Raw genomic sequence first — 16,943 nt, forward strand, 5'->3', positions numbered from 1 at the left:
ATCGTGCCCGTCATATCCGTTCCCCAGGCCTTCAACGAGGAGGATCTGTACATCGACCTGGAGCCGATGTTCGGCCACCGGCTGTTCCTCAAGTGCGAGGGGTTCAACTTCGCCGGTTCGATCAAGCTGAAAGCCGCGACCGAGATGGTGGAGTCCGCCGAGCGGAGCGGCATCCTGACCCGGGACTCGATCCTGGTGGAGTCCTCGTCGGGCAATCTCGGTGTGGCCCTGAGCGTGATCGCGGCGAGCAAGGGCTACCGGTTCATCTGTGTGACGGACTCCCGCTGCAATCTCGCCACCCGACAGATGATGGAAGCCCTCGGCAGCCAGGTGCACGTCGTCTCCCACGAACACGCCACCGGCGGCCTCCTGGGAGCGCGGCTGGAGTACGTACGCGGCCTGTGCGCCGCGGACGACCGCTATGTGTGGCTGAGCCAGTACACCAACCCCGACAACTGGAAGGCGCACTACCTCAGGACGGCGCCGGCCATCGCCCGCATCTTCCCGCAGCTGGACGTGCTGTTCATCGGGGTCGGCACCACCGGCACCCTGATGGGGTGCGCACGCTGGTTCCGGTCCTGGAACCGGCCGGTGCGGATCGTCGCCGTGGACAGCGTCGGCTCCGCCATCTTCGGCGACCCGCCAGGCCGCCGTATGATCCCCGGCCTGGGTATGAGCGTCCGGCCGCCGTTGCTCGACGAGGCGTACGTGGACGAGGCGGTGCGCGTCGAGGAGGCCGACACCATCCGTACCTGCCGGAACCTGGCGAAGCGGGGCTTCCTCTTCGGCGGGTCGACCGGCACGGTGGTCAGCGGGGCGATGAGCTGGCTGGCCCAGCACGAGACCCGAAGCCTCACGCCGGTGGCGATCGCCCCGGACCTCGGCGAGCGCTACCTCGACACGGTCTACCAGACCAACTGGGTGCAAGCCCTCTACGGTGACGAGGCCCTCGTCCCGAAGGCGCCACCCGACCACGGTGTCGCGGCCCGCGAGCCGAGCACGGCGAATGACCGGCCTCGCTGAACAGATATCCGCTCACCTGCGTGAAAGACGTGCGACGAAAGACGGCCGACCCCATGCTCCCCAGGCACCCGGCCGCTGACACCACCCCGCTCCGGTCGGCCGCCGCGACTGTGGCTGGCGCGGGTGGAGGCCTTGCGCGACGTCGTCGCCCCGCTTGCCGAATCGGTGCTGGACAGCGGCGAAAGGGCGAGAGCGGCGGCGCTCCGGTCGGCGGCGGACCGGGACGGTTACCGGGTCGCGCACATCGGGCTGCGGCTGCTCGGCGCCTGTCTCGGCGTCGAGCCCCGCGAACGTGCCGCTGGTGCGACAGCCGTGCCCCATGTGCCGGGCCCCGCACGGCCGGCCCGCCGTGCCCGGCGCCGACCTCTGCTTCTCCCTCTCCCGGAGCGGCGGGCTCTGCCTCCTCGCCTTCGCGGCCACCGCGGTCGGCGCGGACATCGAGCAGCTGCCCGCTTCCGACGTCGTCGACGATGTCGGTGCCATGCGGCATCGCCGGGAGGCCGCCGAGCTCGCCGCCTGTCCGCCGGAGCGGCGTCCCGCTGCCTTCGCCCGTGCATGGACCCGGAAGGAGGCCTACCTGAAAGGTCTCGGCACCGGACTGGGACGCGACCTCCGCCTCGACCACCTCAGCACGTCACCGCACGCACCCAGCCGTGTGCCGGGGTGGGTGATCCACGACGTCGCGGCCGGTCCGGATCACGCGGCTGCCGTCGCGGTCGCTGAGGCACCGCCGGCGGAGCGACCACGGTGACGCCTCCTCACCCCCTCACTCGGGCACCGGGATGATGGCGAACAGGTCGGAGGTCGGCTGGGGCGAGCCACCCGCGGGTTCGACGGTCACACAGACGGCGGTGGCCTCACCGAGCCGCCCTTCGAGAACCTGTGCCTGAGGGCCGCCCGCGGAGGACAGCAGGCCGGCGGGCCGGTACCGCCCCTCGTACGCGTACCAGAGTTCGTAGACCCGGTCGTCGGGGAGGGGCGGCAGGCCCGAGGCGACGAACGCGGTCCGGCTCTGGGCCCGGGAGGCGATCACGCTCGCCGTCGCGCCGCGCGGCAGCCGTTCGGTGCTGATCGTGGCGTCCGCGGCGGCCAGGACATCGGCGAGCGCCTCGCTGCCGCCACGGACGTCGGCGACCTGCTCGCGGGCGGTGTCGGCCTCGGAGTGCTGCCACCAGGCGACACCCCCCAGAGCCGCGGCTGCCGCCACGGACGCCGCCAGCGCCAGCGCGAGGCCCTGTTGCCGTCGGCGATGTCGCCGCGAGGCCACGGACCGCTCCTGACGTACGGTCGCGATCCGTTCGAGGACACCGCGGCGCAGGTCGGCGGAGGGAGTCCGAACCTCGGCAGCGCTCAGCCAGGCGGCGGTCTGCGTCCCCTCGTCGGCCTCGCGCCGGCACGCCGCGCAGCTCGCCAGGTGGTTCTCGAAGGCGGCTTCCTCGCCGGGAGGCAGAGCGTGCAGTGCGTACGCGCCGACCTTGCTGCAAGGGTCGTCGGAGTCGCTCATGATCCGCCCTCCAGACACTCACGCAAGCGCTGCAGTCCCTGACGCATCCGCGACTTGATGGTTCCGACGGGAGTGGCCAGGGAATCGGCCACCTCCGCGTAGGTCAGCCCTTCGTAGTAGGCCAGTACCAGGGGCAGCCGCAGGTGCCCGGCCAGCTCGGACAGGCAGCGGAAGACGATCCGGTAGTCCTCGCGAACCTCGACCTCCTCGGCCACCACGTCGAAGGGCCGCTCGTGCTCCAGGGCCCCGGTGCGCAGCTCGCGGGCCCTGCCTGCGGCGACGGACCGCACCCGGTCCACCGCCCTGCGGTGGGCGAGGGTGAGCACCCAGGTGCGGGCGGGGCCCCGCTCCGCGCGGAAGCGGGCGGCGGTACGCCACACCTCCACCATCACGTCCTGGGTCACCTCCTCCGCCTGTGCCTCGTTCCTCAGCACCCGGTAGACCAGTCCCATCACCGGCGGTGCCAGCGCGTCGTACACGCCGACGAATGCCTGCTCGTCGCCGTCGGCGGCACGGATGAGCAGCTCGTCCACCCGGGCATCGTCCGATGACCGTGTCCGCCGGACCGGCGCGTCGCTTTCCACGTCCGCGTCGTTTCCACGCTTCATGACCGCTCCTCAGCTCTGCTCGACAGTGGCCCCTCCGCGAGGAAGACGCACCTCGTCCGGAGCCGTCCGCCTGACATATTCACCTTCCTGCCGGAGGCGACCGGGAGCACGGCCGTACAACGGATGAAGAGGGGCGAACGAAGCCCTTACAGGTTGTTCGGAGCTGTCGCCTCCACGGATCGACGCAAGGCCTGCCAGTCGCATGCGAAGACCTGCTCGAAGCCATCTGACGGCGCACACGAGCCCGACACATCCTTCGGCGTCCGCCCACCGGGCGCGGAGGGAAGACAGACGATGCGATCCGCACAGCGTGAGTTGTACGAGGCGCTCGTCGCGCTGCTCGGCCCCCACATGTGGGGAAGACATGAGCGGAGTGCTTGCCGTACGGCACACCCAGGAACGACCCCCACATGCGTGGGGATGATGCACGTTGTCTGCCCGCGTGTTCGTGCGTGGAGGAGAGTGGGCTTGATCCGCCGTGCACGCCGGAGTTCAAGGCCGAGATCGTCGAGCTGTGCCGACGCGGTGACCGCTCCGGTCGGCCAGGTCACCAAGGACTTCGACCTGAGCGAGACCGCAATGCGTGACTGGGGCAGGCAGGCCGAAGTCGATGCCGGCGAGCGCGACGGTCCGACCAGCAGCGAACGCGAGAAACTGGCCCAACTGCGGCGGGAGAACCGCCGCCTGCGTGAGGACGTGGAGATCCTCAAGCGGGCCACGGCCCCCGCATCCACGCCGTCCTCAAGCGCGAGGCACAGCCTGCGGCCGCAGACGCATCGCCCCGCTGATGCGGGCCGCCGGGCTCACCTGCCGCAGCCGCGGCCAGGGTGTGCACGCGCGGCCCGCCCGGCCGCCACTCACCCACCGCACCATCACATCCCCTCGTCTGTCCGCCGCAGCGCTCACGGCCGCTGCCGTCCTGGGCACCACGGCACTGCCGGCATCGGCCGCCGGCCACCCCCGCCCGGATGGCACCAAGGTGGAGATCTCGGCCGTGCAGTACGACTCCCCGGGCTACGACGACGGCTCCGACCACTCGCTGAACAGGGAATGGGTGGAGATCACCAACAACAGCCGCCGCGACGTCGACCTGGACGGCTGGACCCTGCAGAGCGAAGACGGTGACACCTACACCTTCGACCGCTACCGCCTCGAAGGCCGGACAGCCGACCCAAAGGCTGTCGGCAACGGGGCAGACCGTGGCAACGCGGTCTGCCCCACCCCTCTCTGTCAGGTAAGGAATCATCGCCTCGGCGACCGCCATCAAGCCCGATTCGGCTGTGATTACGCGTGATGAACCGGCGTCAGAGCGTGCGGAAGCCGCGGTACAGGGCGTAGCGACTGCAGCCGGAGAAGGGCGCCGGACCCTCGGCAGCGTGCTCGGTCGGCTCAGGCGTTGGGGCGCTTGCCGTGGTTGGCCTTCTTCTTCTTACGGCCGCGTCGTTTGTTGCCTCGCTTGGCCATGGTGCATATCTCCCCAATCTGGACTTTTCACGCCTTGCTCAGTCTAGATTCGGTCCGTGGGATCCGCATCGGCGGTGCGGCACCCACACGCACAAGCCGCAGCTCCTCCCGCCTCACGGCTCTGCGGAGCACGCCAGAAGCGATCAAGCCAGGGATGTCCCGGCCCCTTGATGGCGTGCGGCATCAGACGCCAACACCGCTCCGCAGCAGGTCGGCAGGCAACGACGGGTTCGTATGTCAACGCTGCGGTGACGACGGTCCGACGGTGAGCGAGCGAGGCCGCATCAGTCTCATGGCCCTGCTTTACGAACGCTGTTGGAAGGCGTACGCCGATGAGATTGCCCTCCAGGAGGACGCCACAGACACGCCCAGGCCCGAACCCGATCCGGATGACGTGACTCCGTACGAGCCACCTCGCTGCCCGCACTGCAAGGCTGAGGTCAGCCCCTACCTGACCAACTACGACCGGTGGGTTCATCTCGCTACCAGGGACTACCCGGCAAAGGACGCACCTCCTCGCTATCGCTGGCGTCTTGTGGCCGTCCTGGCTCGCCACTCCAGCGTCCCTACTGGTTCTGTGGCCGTGCGGTCCGCGGTATCGAACCACTTCCCGGCGACCTGGTACGCCCCCCATCGGGCCGTGTGCCTCAGCCCGGACGCCGTGGACGAAGTCGAGCAGGAGCCGGTCTCGGACCTGTAGTGCGTCGTCGGCCGGACTGACATCGCCGAGGGTCTGCAACTGACCGGCGAGGGTGGGCTGGTGCAGCAGCTGACGAAGCGACTGCTGCCGTTTCGCCTTCCGTGTGAGGTCCCTCCTTCTGGAGAACCGACCGCGGGCTACTGGTCGTGCGCATGCGGGACGGCGATGACCGGGCAATGTGCGTGGTGCAGTACGCCCTGACTGACGGAGCCCAGCAGCATGCCGGTGAAGCCGCCGTGCCCGCGTGTGCCCACGACCAGGCCGAGGGCGTCTTCGGACACCTTGGTGAGGACCTGTACCGGGTGGCCTCTCACGACCTCGTGGTGCAGTTCCACCTCCGGATGGGCCGCGGTACGCACCGTAACCGTCTCCGAGAGCAGCCTGTGGCATTCCTGGACGGCCGCGTCCTCGTCGAGGACTCCGAGCCGTGGAGGGTGCCACACGTACAGGGCCCGCAGGGCCGCGCCGCGCAGGGCGGCCTCCTCGAAGGCGAAGTCGACGGCGGCCGCGGACTGAGGGCTGCCGTCGACCCCGACCACGAAGTACGGCTGCGGCTGGACGTTGTGCTCCGGCTCCGGTACGACCACCACGGGGCAGGGCGCGTGGGCGATGAGCGGGAGGGCGACGGCGGCGGAGGTGAAGAGCTCCCGGACAGCGCTCAGGTGCCAGGAACCGAGCACGACCTCTGTGGCGTTCTGCGCCTGCTCGCGCAGCACCCACTCCGGATGCCCCTCCGCCAGCAGCCCGGTCACCCGCACCTGCGGATGCCGGGACTCGACGAAGGCGACCGCCGCCTTCAGTACCCGATCCCCCGTCGCGTGCAGCGCCTCGTTCCACTCCTCCCAGGACGGCCGCCCGCCCGTCGGCCGGTACCCGGGGGTCGGCACGTTCTGCGCGAGGACCAGCAGCAGGGGCAGGCGGCGCCGGTTCGCCTCGTCGGCGGCCCAGGCGAGCGCCGTGCGTTTGCCGGGATCGGGATCGACGCCGGCCACGATGGGTTTACGTCCTTGTGCATGCGTCATCGCCGACTCCGGTGGTTTCTTGTCGGCACGTCGACCCCGGTACCGGCCGGTGCGGGCGCCGGTCACCGTGGCCGACTCTGTCTTCTCCGGCGCGACGGTGCGTCTACAGGCCCTGGGAGAGCAGGAGTTCGTGGGCGAGCCGTGCGCCGTGTGCCACTTCCTCGGGCGGAACGTCGACGAGGTGATGACGGGCCGGGCCGTTGCTCGGCGGGGCGATCAGGCTGTAGGGCACCTCGCGTCACGCCGGTGAGGTGCCCCACGGCGGCGTAACGAAGTTGCCGCCCTGAGTGACTGTCAGGTCCCGGCCCCCGCCGCGCCGGGGCGTCGCCATGCCGGTACCCAGCTCGTGCGTAGAGCTCGGTCAGGCAGTCGGCTGGAGGAGGAGTGCGCGGATGTCGTGCGGAAGTTGCTCCAGTGCCGCCTCCAGTTGCCCGGGCGAGACGTGTTCGCGTACGACGGCGGTGACCGCGGGAACGATCCGGGGCACGTCCTCGGCAGCGACCTTCGCTTCCTGGACGAAGCGGTTCACGTAGCCCTCGCGGTCGTACTTGATCGGTACGGCGCTGGGGTCCCAGCCGTCGTAGTAGGCGCCCCGCAGCAGGTCGGGGAGCTGCGCGGCGAAGTGGGCGGCCACGTCGATGGTGACCCGGTCGCGGAGCGTGTGCAGCCACGTGCGCAGCACCCGGTGGGCGAGGTGGCGGTCCTCGGTTCCCAGGGCCTCGGACACCGCTTTCAGCCAGATGTTGGCGGTGTGGATGGCGTGCTCGAAGTCGGGTGGATGTGTGGGAGGCATCGGTCTTGCCCTTCCGGTCTTCCGTGGCGCCCATGCGCTTCCGGGATTGCCGCGCCTCCGGGCGGGCGGTGTTCGGCACGGGGAACGGTCGGCTCAAACGGAAGCGGCGAGGGCGCGGGGTGGCACCTGCCCGGTGACGTACCGCATGCGCATCACGAGGTGCACGCGGTGGCTTCTCTTTCCTGCCCTGGGTTCCATGCTAGGGCGGACGGAACCGGTTGGCAGCCGCGCCGCAGCACGGCGTCACGTGGTGTGGCAGACGGGACCGGGCAACGTTTGTCGACGGCTTTGGGCAGCACTTGGTGATCAAGCGGCTTGAGCCAGGCGTCGGGTTCCCGGTGTTTGGGCAGCGGTGGGGCCGGCCTGCCTGGTCGATCGGCGCCTGGGCAGAGGAAGACGGACACGGTAGCTGTGGGGTCAGCGCAGCTCAGGGTGTCGTGGGCCTGGATGGCCACCATCACCGTGAGGCTGAGGATCAGCATGCGGCGGCTTGCCGTACAGGTCGCCGAGACGGCCCATGATCGGTGTGGCCGCGGCGCCTGACAGAAGCACCGAGGTCAAGACCCAGGTGGCGTCGCCGGACGAGGTGTCCAACAGCGTCGGCAGGTCCTTGATGACCGGGACGATCGCGGTGCGCTGGTGTTGAGTCGTGTGGGTCATTACGTGGGGCCTCCACGCCGGAAAGGGCGAAGCGGGGTATGGCTGCCTGTCTTGCTTGGCCGGTTCGCTCGACGTGCAGGAGGACCGGGTGGTGGTCGTCCGCGCACGCGATGGGCACCGTAGGCGGCGTGGCCACCTGGGAGGATCTGCGGCCGCTCATGTGCGGGGCCGCCTACGCCGCCACCGTCCCCGCCGACGACCAGGAGACCCGCCTCGAGTCCGGCCACCGCTACCTGGGCCGGTGGCCGCCGTGAGTGGGGAAGGCTGCCGTGCCTTGTCCTGTCCTTTTGAGCTTCCCCTCTTGCCTGACCCCGGTGCTCGGAAGGCTGCAGGGCTGGGGGAAAATTGGCGGCTACCGGCTCGACGAAGGACCACGATGACAACTGACGTACCTCTGCCCGGGGCGGAGGAGGACCGTTTCTGGCAGGAACGACGGATCTGCTTCCTTGCCACCCACCGCCCGGACGGCAGTCCGCATCTCGTCCCCGTGGGTGTCACCTTCGATCCCGAGGCCGGCATCGCACGCATCATCAGCAGCGCCGGCAGCAAGAAGGTCCGCAACGTCCGGGCGGCCGGACCCGGCGCGACGGTCGCGGTCAGCCAGGTCGAGGGGCGCCGCTGGTGCACCCTGGAAGGCACCGCGCTGGTCAAGGACGATGCGGAGTCCGTCGCCGAGGCCGAACGGCGCTACGCCGAGCGCTACCGGCCGCCCCGCCCCAACGCCGAGCGCGTGGTCATCGAGATCACCGTGACCCGTGTGATGGGCACAGCGCGGCCGCCCGGTTGGTGATGTGCCTCGTCGGTGACGCTCGCCCTGTCGGGCGCGACCACGGCCACCCGGTGGCCGTCATCGCCGGCAGTCTGGCGGAGTCAGCCGGCGCGAACGGTACTCGGCCGGGTCGGCAATCTGCGCGTCACCACCACTGCCCGACGAGGCCAACGGTCGGGCTGGACTGGGGAGCGAGCAGGGCCCGGGCGTCAGGGGTGAAGGATCAACTTGCCGCGTGGGTGGCCGGCTTCGCTCAGTTCCTGGGCATTGGCGGCGTCCGCGAGCGGTAGGCTCCGGTCGATACGGACGTGCAGTCGGCCGTCGGCGGCGGGGCGGGCGCAGTCGGCGAGCGCCGGCCCGAACCGGCTGCTGTCGCCGGCGGCGAAGGTGACGCCCAGCTCGGCGGCCCTCCTGTCCGCGATGGTGACGGTGGAGTTCGCGGTGGCGGCCTTCCTCAACCCGATCTTCGACCGGCTGCCCAACGACGGCGGCCTCGCGGCCCGCAGCGACGCAGCCCGGATCCTCGGCAAGGTGATGCCGATCGCCCTGCTCGTCCCGATCAACTCCCGCGTCGCCCGGTGGACCCACGACAGCGTCCCGGCGGACTGGAAGCAGCAGATCGGCCGGTGGGACCGGTTCCCTCATGTGCGCGTCGGCCGTGGTCGTGACCGGCCGCGGGCGCGGTGCCTGCCCCGCGCCCGCGGCCGGGGAACTACGACTCCACGAATGCCAGGAGGTCGGGGTTGAGGACGTCCGGATGGGTCGACAACATGCCATGCGGGAACCCGTCGTACGACTTCAGGGTGCCGTACTTCAGGAGTTTGACCGACAGCGGCGCTGAATCCGCGTAGGGCACGACCTGATCGTCCGTGCCGTGCGCGACGAGGACCGGGACGTCGATCTTCTTGAGGTCCTCGGTGAAGTCGGTCTCGGAGAATGCCTTGATGCACTCGTAGTGGGCGTTGGCCGCGCCCATCATTCCCTGTCGCCACCAGTTGTCGATCAGGCCCTGGGACACTTGCGCGCCGTCCCGGTTGAATCCGTAGAACGGACCCGACGGCACGTCGATGTAGAACTGCGCGCGATTGGCGGCGAGAGCGGTGCGGAATTCGTCGAAGACCTCGATCGGCAAACCGCCGGGATTGGTCTCGGACTTGACCATGACCGGCGGAACCGCGCCGACGAGCACGGCCTTTCGGACACGGCCCGGCTTGGCGCGCGCGACATAGCGCGCGACCTCGCCGCCGCCGGTCGAGTGCCCGATGTGCACGGCGCCCTGCAGATCGAGCGCGTCGGTCAGCGCCGCGACATCGGCGGCGTAGGTATCCATCTCGTGGCCCGTCGAGGGCTGGCTGGAACGCCCGTGCCCACGCCGGTCGTGGGCTATCACGCGATAACCATGGGAGAGGAAGAACAACATCTGGTTGTCCCAGTCGTCGGCGCTGAGCGGCCAGCCGTGGTGGAAGACGATCGGTTGGCCGTCGCGCGGACCCCAGTCCTTGTAGAAGATGGTCGTGCCGTCGGAGGTGGTGACCGTGCCCATGGCTGATCCTTCCGCGTGAATGGCTGAAGCAGCTGGGTCGTGCGGCAATCGCTGATCCACAGCAGGGGCGGACAGAACCCAGCCATATGAAATCGCTGGATCCGGAGGCCGCGGCCGGATCCATGGCAGCCACCTTACGCTCAAGTCCGGTATGCCTCATTTTCTGTCTTTTCACCGGTCAGTGGTTCACCCCGCACTGCGCTCGTAAAGCACCTGGAATGACAGCCGATTGCGTTGGCGCAGGCAGCCTTCATGTCAGGCATGCTTCGATGTAGCCGGCGCGTTCTGTCTCCAGCACCTGCAGGTCGTTGCCGCTGGAACGCAGGACCGGACCGGGAACACAGAGCGTGGTGCCGTGCAGCCCCTCGTACGGCAGGCCGAACCCGGCGGTGGCCGGGATGCCCTCACCTGCCAGGAGGTTGCCGATGTTCGACGGCCCCGCCGTATATGGATTGAGGCGAGCCGGCCCTCGGAGGACCAGCTCTCCCGCCTTTGTCCTGCACGGTGGTTGAAACGCAAGGTGAGTGCCTGTTCCTGATCCTCGCCGGAGGCAGCGTCGTGAGCCTGTCGGGAGGCTGCGCAGAGTTACAGGCGGATGATGACGAGGGCGATGTCGTCAGGGGCGCCACCGGCGACGTCGAGGCGGGCCAGCAGTGTGTCGGCCAGCTGGTGGGGGGCGAGGGTGCTGTGCTGGGCCAGGGCTGTGGTCAGCCGTGCCAGGCTGGCGTCGATGTCCTCGTCGCGGCGCTCGATGAGGCCGTCGGTGTACAGCACGAGGGTGTCCCCCCGGGTGTAGGACAGGCCGGCCTGGGGGCGGGGGACATGGTGCGGTCGGGCGCCGAGCGGCGGATCGGTCGCCTGGTCCAGCAGCTCGCAGGTTCCGTCCGGGTGGAGCAGGACGGGTGGTGGGTGTCCGGCGTTGCTGTAGATGATCAGCCTGCTGCGGGTGTCGATGAGTACCTTGACCGCGGTTGCGGCCGTTGCGCCTTCCATGGAGCGGGCGTACAGGCCGAGGACTTCCAGGGCCTGGGCGGGGCTGGGGATGGCGCGGATGGCTGCGCTCAGGGCGCTGCGGAGCATGCCCATGACGGCCGCGGCCTGCAGGCCGTGGCCGACGACGTCTCCGACCGCCGCGGAATAGCGGTCGGGTGGCAGGTCGACGATGTCGTACCAGTCGCCGCACACGTTGAGTGAGGTGGTCGCGGGCAGGTAGCGCACGGCGATGTTGTCGTGGTGCTGGTCGAGGTCGGGGGCGTGGAGCATGGCTTCCTGCAGGGTGACGGCGACCTGGCGTTCGCGGGCGTGGGCCTGGCGCAGTTCCACGTTCAGCCGGTGCAGCTCGCGGGCCCGCGCGTACAGCTCGGCTGCCATGCCGCTCTCCCGCTCGGTGAACTCGCTGGTGAGCTCGCGCGCCCGGCGTGAGCGGACGAAAGCGGTGACGTCCTCGGCCCGCTGGACGATCCACTTCACTGTGCCGTCCGGCCCGGGAAGCGGGGTGTGGATCTCGGACCACCATCGCTCCTCGAACCCGCCCGGCTGGTCGGGGGCGGGGATGTCGTAGCGCTGCAGCACCAGGGTGTCCGGCTTCCCGGTGTCCAGTACCCGGCGCAGCGACGCTTTCAGGTTCCGTTGTGTGCTGTCGGGGGCGGCGGGGTTTTCCGGCAGGGCGTCGAAGAAGTGCTTCCCGGTCAGGTCTTCCCTGGTCCGCCCGGTGCTCTGCAGGTATGCCGGGTTGACATAGCGGATCACCAGGTCCGTGTCCAGCACCAGGTACGGGCTTGGTGTGGCGTCGAAGAAGGCCGTGAAGCCGATGTCCGCTGTCATCACGCGCTCTCCGTGGCCCGCGAGCGCGACTGCCTGCACTTCCAATCTACGGGCAATCCAGCGTCCGGGCTCATCGGACGGGGATCAAAACGCCGGTGCAGGGCCACGGCTTCGCCGGTGTCTGCGCAGGTCAAGCAGCGGCCCGCCGGCGACGATCGCTCCGGTGGGTCTCCGGGTGGGCCGGTCTGCGGTCGTGTGGGTCATTGCGTGGGGCCTCCAGGCCGGGAGGGACGAAGCAGAGGCACGGCTGTCTGCCCTTGCCGGTTTGCTCGACGCACAGGAGGAGCGGGGGGTGGCCGCCTGCACATGCGGCTGCGGCCACCATCCGCGGCTGTGTCACCTGGGTCGGCTTGTGCCCCTGCCTGGTCAGAGCAGGAAGTCCAGCAGTGCCTTTGTCAGGGGCTGCGGAACTTCTTCGGCCAGGAAGTGACCGGAGCCGGGAATGACCAGTCCGGTGACGTCGGTGGCGACCTTGCGCATGTCCTCCTCCGGGGCGGTGCCGGTGCTGTGCTCGCCGCCGATCGCCAGCACCGGGATGCTCAGCGGTCCCTCGTCGTGCCAGCGCAGGATCTGCTGGGTGGACTCGTCGAGGCGGCGGTAGAACTCGAAGTTGGCGCGCAGGGCGGCCGGGTCGCGCAGCACGTCGACGTAGACGTCGACGGCGCGCTGGGGGATGGCGTCGGGCCTGGCGGCCTTGGAGGCGAACTGGTGGCCGATGTAGATCTCCTCGCGGCCGGCGACCATGCGTTCGTTGATGTCCTGCAGCCGGTTGAAGGCGAAGTGCCACAGGAACTCGTTGGTGGCCGGGTCCGACATCAGCGGCGGGGACGGGGAGAAGCCGGGGAGGATGGCCTCGCCGACGACGAGGCGGGTGACGCGGTCGCGGTGGCCTGCGGCGAGGGCGTAGCCGACGAGCAGGCCGAGGTCGTAGCCGACGACGGCGAAGCGGTCGTGGCCCAGGTGGGTCATCAGGGCGGCCATGTCGTCGGCGAGCGTGGCGGCGTCGTAGCCGGTGGCGGGCTTGTCGCTGGCGCCGGTGCCGCGGACGTCGGCGGCGACGACGGTGAAGTGCTCGGCCAGGGCGGGCATGACCAGGCGCCAGTTGTACCAGAACTGGGGCCAGGCGGGCAGCAGCAGCAGCGGCGGGCCGTCGCCGCCGACCACGGCATGCAGGGTCAGATCGCCGGTCTTGACGGTGTGGCTGGTGAACGTGTCGGTGAACCCGGCGGGCAGGTCCGGCACGTCGGTGACGGTGAACGGCACGGTGGAGCCTCCTTGTGACACAGGGGTGCCACGTCGAAACGGATAACGTATCCATTTGACCGTAACATAACCGGATGGCCTATCCGGTTATGCTGTGCGTATGACCACTGCACCGATGCGCAAGGACGCTGCCCGCAACTGGCAGCGCATCGTCGAGGTGGGCCGGCAGCTCGTGGACGACGGCGCCCCGCTGCAGCTCAATGACGTCGCCCGCCTCGCCAATGTGGGGGTGGCCACCGTCTACCGGCACTTCCCGACCCCCGAGGCCCTGATGGAGACCGTGGCTGCCCCCGGCCTGGAAGCACTGGTCGCCCGCGCCGAACAGGCGCTGACCGAGGACGACCCCTGGCAGGCCCTGACGGACTTCCTCAACACCACCCTGGAGGCGCAGCTGACCGACCCGTCGATCTCCATCGTGCGCGCCGCGCCGGACCACGTCCTGTCCCGCACCACGGAGATCACCACCACGCTGGACTCCCTCGCCGGCCAACTCCTCGAGCGCGCGCACGCGGCGGGGACCGTGCGCGGTGTGGTCACCTGGGACGACCTGCGGCCGCTCATGTGCGGGGCCGCCTACGCCGCCACCATCCACGCCGACGACCAGGAGACCCGGCTCGAGTCCGGCCGCCGCTACCTGGGCGTGATGCTGCACGGGCTGCACACCTGAGCCACCGGCGGGCCTTGTCCACGCGCACACAGGGCACTCGCACGGCCATGAGTCCGCGTCGAGTGCCGAGTGTGGTTGACGACCGCTGAGCAACCCTCGGGCAGCGGCTGCTCAACGGCGGTCGCGGGTGGACTCTGCTGCCGGGCACGGGATGCCCTCACTCGCCTGGTGGACCGGGCGGAAGCATTCGAGGCCGTCCACGCCGGCCTCTCGCTCGCGGCAGTGCCGGCCGAGACACCGACACCCACGCCCGCCTCCTGCGCGAGCGAGCGGGTGAACTCGACCAGCTCGCAGCTTCGGCCCCCGCCCCGGTCGGCCGACGACTCACAGCGAATGCCGCCCGGCTCCGCGACACGGCAGACACTCACGACGCCACCGCCCAATCCGCCAAGGCCATCGCATGACCCCGCAGCCCCGTCACGAGGACGAGCGGACCCGCATTCGAAAGGCCATGGACCAGCTCCTGGCCGGGAAGGCCACCGCCTCGGACGGCAGTCTCACCGTCAAGGCCCTCGCTGCCGAGGCCGGCGTCCACCGCATGGCCCTCATGAAACGGCACTCGGACCTGAAGAACCTCTTTTACGAACGGGTCCGGAACGAGACCCTCCAGATCCCTGAATCGGAACGCAAGTTGCGGGAGACCCTCACCCGCCAGTGGCAAACGATCAAGGATTAGCAGGCCGAGATCGAAGAACTCCGTCAGCGGGTCACCCAACTGACCCTCGCCGCCGCTGTCCTCACCCAAAGGGAGGACACGCCACCGCCCCGCGGCCGGTCCCTGGCAACGTCATCCTGCTTCGGCCCGTCACCTGACCCCAGCCGTCCGGCCCCGGCGGACGGGGGCCGGACGGCTACGCAGAGGCATTCCTAGCCCAAGATATGGACCTTCTCGGCCTGCGGCCCCTTCTCGCCCTGCACGACTTCGAAGGAGACGTGCTGTCCCTTGTTCAAGGAACAACTGCTCTCTTGTTCGTTTCTGCGCGCCGTTCCTCTACGCTCGAGGAGGTCATCGACTACCGCATGACATCTGCCCGGTGACGGAGTTGGCGTGGGGTGCGCGTCCCCGCTCCACGCCACCACTGGACGGCTTCAGGCGCAGCCACGGGTCGGCACATCCGGACGCGACGACCCCGTGTGGCGCGTCCCGCCGGGCGGCGAAAGGGATGCGTCGTGCCTTCGGCTTCGGCGAACTACCGTACCCTGCTGCGTACTTCGGGTGCCGCGGCCTTCTTCCTTCCCGCCGCTGTCGGGCGTCTGGGCATCGCCATGACGGGGATCGGCATCGTCTGGCTGGTGCACGCACGCACCGGGTCGTATGCCGCCGCGGGTCTCGTCACCGGCGGGTTCGCTGTCGCGGACGCCGTCGCCGGGCCCCAGATCGGGCGCCTTGTCGACCGGTTCGGGCAGGCGCGGGTGCTTCCCTGCGCGCTGGGCGCACATGCCGGGGCCGTGGCGCTGCTGCTGGCCGGCGCCGTTCCGGACCTCGTCGCCGGAGTGCTCGTCGGGGCAACGCTGCCCCAGCTCGGTGCCCTGTCCGCCGCTCGCTGGTCCGCCCTGCTGTCCGGCGAACGGGCTGCCGCGCTGCCCACCGCCTTCGCCCTGGAGGCCCTCGCCAACGGCGTGTCCTACCTGGCCGGCCCGGCCCTGGTGAGCGTCCTCGGTGCGGCGGGCCGCCCGGGCACCGGGGTGCTGCTCGCCGCCGCGCTCGTCGTCGGCGGCGGTCTCGCCCTCGCCGCCCAGCGCCGCACCGCGCCGCCCCTCACCGGCCACGCCGAACGCCGGCACGCCGGACGCGCCCTGCTCCGCTCCGCATTCCTGCGGCAGGTCGCGCTCGGCCTCGCGCTCGGGGTGTTCTTCGGCGCGATGCAGGTGTCCGTCACCGCGTATGCCGTCGGACGCGGCACGCCGGACGCGGCAGCGCTGCTCTACTTCGCCTTCAACTGCACCAATCTGGTGGGTGGTTGGGCCTACGGAGCATGGCGCCACGGCGGCTCACCCCGGTGCCACCAGGCCGCAGCCGCCGCCTGCCTCACCCTCGCGAGCCTCCCGCTGACCTTCCTCGACGCGCCCCTCGCGGTCGGCGCCACCCTCGCCCTGACCGGACTCGCCGTGCCGGTCCTACTGATCCTCGCCTCCGTCCTCACAGAGGCGTCGGTCCCGCGTGCCGTCCTCACCCAGGCGTTCACCTGGGGCAACTCCGCAAACGCGGCAGGATCAGCGGGCGCCGCGGCGGTCGCGGGGCGAGTGGTGGACGCGAGCGGTGCGCACGGCGGTTTCGGCGTGGCGGCGGGGGCCGCGGTGGTGATGACGGTCCTGGCGCTCGGCGGTCTGCGAGACTCATCACCGGACGTGCCGAAGTCGTCCGCGCCCGCGGAAACCACGGCGCCGAACCCGCCGGCCACACGGCGGGATTCGTCCACGAGCCGCGAGACACCCTGAACTCCATGGCCCGTAACGGGCGCCCCGCCTCTGTCGTACGTGAAGCACGTGCCTTCGCAGAGCTTCTCTGTACATGTCAAGCTAGCGGCTGTGAATCCGTTGGATCTTGCTGGCTGAGCGTGACCGCCTTCGCGGCGGGCCCCGGAGCCTGCCTTTAGGCGAGTGGTTCCGTGGCGTCCGGCCACGGAGCCTTCGCAAAAACCCGTTGGCGGACCACGGCGACCACTGCTAGCTTTCCGGCGGCCGTGCGAGAGAACGAGGAGGTGGTACCCGTGAACGTATCGACATGGGTGCTCCCCTCCGGGGTCACGGTCGGACGATAGGTCGTCCGGGAGCGCCGTTCAAGCGCACTCCCGAAAGGCACGACCATGCAATTCACTTCTGAACAGCGCCTCGACGACGGCGTCCTCGCACGCGAATTCACCCTCGGCGAGATCCCCGGCACCCTGTGGACGCCTGCATCCGCATCCGCACCGGCCCCGCTGATCCTGATGGCCCACAACAACGGCCTGCCCAAGGGGGAACCCCGGCTGGTGGCCCGGGCCCGGCACTGCGCGGCGTCCGGCTACGCGGTGGCCTCCATCGACGCCGCCGGGTGCGGTGACCGGCCCCGTTCCGCCGCCGACGAGCAGGCTCGCGCCGACCTCCGCCGCGCGATGCAGGC

Annotated in this window: 21 protein-coding genes and 1 pseudogene; 10 read left to right on the forward strand and 12 right to left on the reverse strand. The window is 70.1% G+C overall.

Features of this window, described 5'->3' with window-relative positions; all coding sequences use genetic code 11:
* Positions 1 to 3: 3 nt before the first annotated feature.
* Both sbnA and ACFVJQ_RS37845 read left to right on the forward strand, forming a co-directional pair.
* Positions 4 to 1,023: a 2,3-diaminopropionate biosynthesis protein SbnA gene (gene sbnA / locus ACFVJQ_RS37840; protein ID WP_385512160.1), complete on the forward strand. Its 1,020-nt coding sequence runs from the start codon at positions 4 to 6 to the stop codon at positions 1,021 to 1,023.
* Between the two features lie 301 nt (positions 1,024 to 1,324).
* On the forward strand, positions 1,325 to 1,774 hold the full coding sequence (locus tag ACFVJQ_RS37845; RefSeq protein ID WP_385790237.1) for a 4'-phosphopantetheinyl transferase family protein: 450 nt from the start codon (positions 1,325 to 1,327) through the stop codon (positions 1,772 to 1,774).
* A gap of 15 nt (positions 1,775 to 1,789) precedes the next feature.
* On the opposite strand, the gene ACFVJQ_RS37850 is transcribed toward ACFVJQ_RS37845, so the two are convergent.
* Together ACFVJQ_RS37850 and sigK are read right to left on the reverse strand one after the other, a co-directional pair.
* Positions 1,790 to 2,527: an anti-sigma factor domain-containing protein gene (locus ACFVJQ_RS37850; protein ID WP_385790239.1), complete on the reverse strand. Its 738-nt coding sequence runs from the start codon at positions 2,525 to 2,527 to the stop codon at positions 1,790 to 1,792.
* Positions 2,524 to 3,135 (reverse strand): ECF RNA polymerase sigma factor SigK, encoded by a 612-nt coding sequence (sigK, locus tag ACFVJQ_RS37855; protein WP_385790241.1) that lies wholly within the window; start codon positions 3,133 to 3,135, stop codon positions 2,524 to 2,526. Before sigK ends, ACFVJQ_RS37850 begins: the two co-directional genes overlap by 4 nt.
* A gap of 787 nt (positions 3,136 to 3,922) precedes the next feature.
* Here sigK and ACFVJQ_RS37860 point away from each other — a divergent pair.
* Positions 3,923 to 4,429: a lamin tail domain-containing protein gene (locus ACFVJQ_RS37860; RefSeq protein ID WP_385790243.1), complete on the forward strand. Its 507-nt coding sequence runs from the start codon at positions 3,923 to 3,925 to the stop codon at positions 4,427 to 4,429.
* A gap of 95 nt (positions 4,430 to 4,524) precedes the next feature.
* Here ACFVJQ_RS37860 and ACFVJQ_RS37865 read toward each other — a convergent pair whose 3' ends face one another.
* From ACFVJQ_RS37865 to ACFVJQ_RS37885, 5 genes and pseudogenes are all read right to left on the reverse strand, one after another.
* The gene (locus ACFVJQ_RS37865) at positions 4,525 to 4,599 is read right to left on the reverse strand and encodes a 50S ribosomal protein bL37 (RefSeq protein WP_099504217.1); all 75 of its coding nucleotides are present in this window, start codon (positions 4,597 to 4,599) and stop codon (positions 4,525 to 4,527) included.
* An 837-nt stretch (positions 4,600 to 5,436) separates the two neighbouring features.
* Positions 5,437 to 6,321 carry a universal stress protein gene (locus tag ACFVJQ_RS37870; protein ID WP_385790245.1) on the reverse strand — a complete coding sequence of 295 codons (885 nt, stop codon included), beginning with the start codon at positions 6,319 to 6,321 and terminating at the stop codon, positions 5,437 to 5,439.
* Positions 6,322 to 6,424: 103 nt separating this feature from the next.
* The gene (locus ACFVJQ_RS37875) at positions 6,425 to 6,553 is read right to left on the reverse strand and encodes a hypothetical protein (protein WP_385790247.1); all 129 of its coding nucleotides are present in this window, start codon (positions 6,551 to 6,553) and stop codon (positions 6,425 to 6,427) included.
* A 129-nt stretch (positions 6,554 to 6,682) separates the two neighbouring features.
* Positions 6,683 to 7,114, reverse strand: coding sequence for a DUF2267 domain-containing protein (locus ACFVJQ_RS37880; protein WP_385512171.1), 432 nt, complete (start codon positions 7,112 to 7,114; stop codon positions 6,683 to 6,685).
* Positions 7,115 to 7,566: 452 nt separating this feature from the next.
* Positions 7,567 to 7,774: pseudogene (locus ACFVJQ_RS37885) on the reverse strand (MFS transporter); the annotation flags it as partial.
* Between the two features lie 128 nt (positions 7,775 to 7,902).
* Between ACFVJQ_RS37885 and ACFVJQ_RS37890 the strand changes: the two are divergent.
* On the forward strand, positions 7,903 to 8,028 hold the full coding sequence (locus ACFVJQ_RS37890) for a hypothetical protein (RefSeq protein ID WP_385790249.1): 126 nt from the start codon (positions 7,903 to 7,905) through the stop codon (positions 8,026 to 8,028).
* Between the two features lie 122 nt (positions 8,029 to 8,150).
* Positions 8,151 to 8,564, forward strand: a complete 414-nt coding sequence (locus ACFVJQ_RS37895; RefSeq protein ID WP_385512174.1) for a pyridoxamine 5'-phosphate oxidase family protein — start codon at positions 8,151 to 8,153, stop codon at positions 8,562 to 8,564.
* A gap of 188 nt (positions 8,565 to 8,752) precedes the next feature.
* Here the strand turns inward: ACFVJQ_RS37895 and ACFVJQ_RS37900 are convergent, their stop codons facing one another.
* The gene (locus ACFVJQ_RS37900) at positions 8,753 to 9,001 is read right to left on the reverse strand and encodes a zinc-binding dehydrogenase (RefSeq protein WP_385512176.1); all 249 of its coding nucleotides are present in this window, start codon (positions 8,999 to 9,001) and stop codon (positions 8,753 to 8,755) included.
* On the opposite strand from ACFVJQ_RS37900, the gene ACFVJQ_RS37905 reads away from it, so the two are divergent.
* Entirely contained in the window at positions 8,985 to 9,290 is a 306-nt protein-coding gene (locus ACFVJQ_RS37905) for a hypothetical protein (protein ID WP_385790252.1), read from the forward strand. The two genes, ACFVJQ_RS37900 and ACFVJQ_RS37905, sit on opposite strands and share 17 nt — an antisense overlap.
* On the opposite strand, the gene ACFVJQ_RS37910 is transcribed toward ACFVJQ_RS37905, so the two are convergent.
* The 3 genes from ACFVJQ_RS37910 to ACFVJQ_RS37920 form a co-directional block, all read right to left on the reverse strand.
* The gene (locus ACFVJQ_RS37910; protein WP_385512180.1) at positions 9,256 to 10,086 is read right to left on the reverse strand and encodes an alpha/beta fold hydrolase; all 831 of its coding nucleotides are present in this window, start codon (positions 10,084 to 10,086) and stop codon (positions 9,256 to 9,258) included. The two genes, ACFVJQ_RS37905 and ACFVJQ_RS37910, sit on opposite strands and share 35 nt — an antisense overlap.
* Before the next feature lie 585 nt (positions 10,087 to 10,671).
* Positions 10,672 to 11,910, reverse strand: coding sequence for a SpoIIE family protein phosphatase (locus ACFVJQ_RS37915; protein WP_385512182.1), 1,239 nt, complete (start codon positions 11,908 to 11,910; stop codon positions 10,672 to 10,674).
* Positions 11,911 to 12,276: 366 nt separating this feature from the next.
* Complete coding sequence (locus ACFVJQ_RS37920) at positions 12,277 to 13,173, reverse strand: alpha/beta fold hydrolase (RefSeq protein ID WP_385790255.1); 897 nt, start codon at positions 13,171 to 13,173, stop codon at positions 12,277 to 12,279.
* Positions 13,174 to 13,273: 100 nt separating this feature from the next.
* Here ACFVJQ_RS37920 and ACFVJQ_RS37925 point away from each other — a divergent pair, with 100 nt between their 5' ends.
* A complete protein-coding gene (locus ACFVJQ_RS37925; RefSeq protein WP_385790257.1) occupies positions 13,274 to 13,840 on the forward strand; it encodes a TetR/AcrR family transcriptional regulator in 567 nt (188 codons plus the stop codon).
* Between the two features lie 400 nt (positions 13,841 to 14,240).
* Positions 14,241 to 14,516, forward strand: coding sequence for a hypothetical protein (locus tag ACFVJQ_RS37930; RefSeq protein ID WP_385790259.1), 276 nt, complete (start codon positions 14,241 to 14,243; stop codon positions 14,514 to 14,516).
* A 191-nt stretch (positions 14,517 to 14,707) separates the two neighbouring features.
* Here ACFVJQ_RS37930 and ACFVJQ_RS37935 read toward each other — a convergent pair whose 3' ends face one another.
* Entirely contained in the window at positions 14,708 to 14,920 is a 213-nt protein-coding gene (locus ACFVJQ_RS37935; protein WP_385512190.1) for a cold-shock protein, read from the reverse strand.
* A 90-nt stretch (positions 14,921 to 15,010) separates the two neighbouring features.
* On the opposite strand from ACFVJQ_RS37935, the gene ACFVJQ_RS37940 reads away from it, so the two are divergent.
* Positions 15,011 to 16,279: an MFS transporter gene (locus ACFVJQ_RS37940; RefSeq protein WP_385790261.1), complete on the forward strand. Its 1,269-nt coding sequence runs from the start codon at positions 15,011 to 15,013 to the stop codon at positions 16,277 to 16,279.
* A gap of 368 nt (positions 16,280 to 16,647) precedes the next feature.
* Positions 16,648 to 16,943: alpha/beta hydrolase family protein (locus ACFVJQ_RS37945; RefSeq protein WP_385790263.1), on the forward strand; the 296-nt coding region annotated here is incomplete at its 3' end.

The organism is Streptomyces sp. NPDC127197 (genome assembly GCF_042672405.1).
GTDB lineage: Bacteria > Actinomycetota > Actinomycetes > Streptomycetales > Streptomycetaceae > Streptomyces > Streptomyces flavusporus.

What these genes read in the sequence shown, in the direction of transcription:
- ACFVJQ_RS37880 (WP_385512171.1), bottom strand. Translation starts at nt 7,114, where the DNA reads ATGCCTCCCACACATCCACCCGACTTCGAGCACGCCATCCACACCGCC.
- ACFVJQ_RS37870 (WP_385790245.1), bottom strand. Translation starts at nt 6,321, where the DNA reads ATGACGCATGCACAAGGACGTAAACCCATCGTGGCCGGCGTCGATCCC.
- ACFVJQ_RS37895 (WP_385512174.1), top strand. Translation starts at nt 8,151, where the DNA reads ATGACAACTGACGTACCTCTGCCCGGGGCGGAGGAGGACCGTTTCTGG.
- ACFVJQ_RS37910 (WP_385512180.1), bottom strand. Translation starts at nt 10,086, where the DNA reads ATGGGCACGGTCACCACCTCCGACGGCACGACCATCTTCTACAAGGAC.
- sigK (WP_385790241.1), bottom strand. Translation starts at nt 3,135, where the DNA reads ATGAAGCGTGGAAACGACGCGGACGTGGAAAGCGACGCGCCGGTCCGG.
- ACFVJQ_RS37915 (WP_385512182.1), bottom strand. Translation starts at nt 11,910, where the DNA reads ATGACAGCGGACATCGGCTTCACGGCCTTCTTCGACGCCACACCAAGC.
- ACFVJQ_RS37850 (WP_385790239.1), bottom strand. Translation starts at nt 2,527, where the DNA reads ATGAGCGACTCCGACGACCCTTGCAGCAAGGTCGGCGCGTACGCACTG.
- ACFVJQ_RS37930 (WP_385790259.1), top strand. Translation starts at nt 14,241, where the DNA reads ATGACCCCGCAGCCCCGTCACGAGGACGAGCGGACCCGCATTCGAAAG.
- ACFVJQ_RS37925 (WP_385790257.1), top strand. Translation starts at nt 13,274, where the DNA reads ATGACCACTGCACCGATGCGCAAGGACGCTGCCCGCAACTGGCAGCGC.
- ACFVJQ_RS37860 (WP_385790243.1), top strand. Translation starts at nt 3,923, where the DNA reads ATGCGGGCCGCCGGGCTCACCTGCCGCAGCCGCGGCCAGGGTGTGCAC.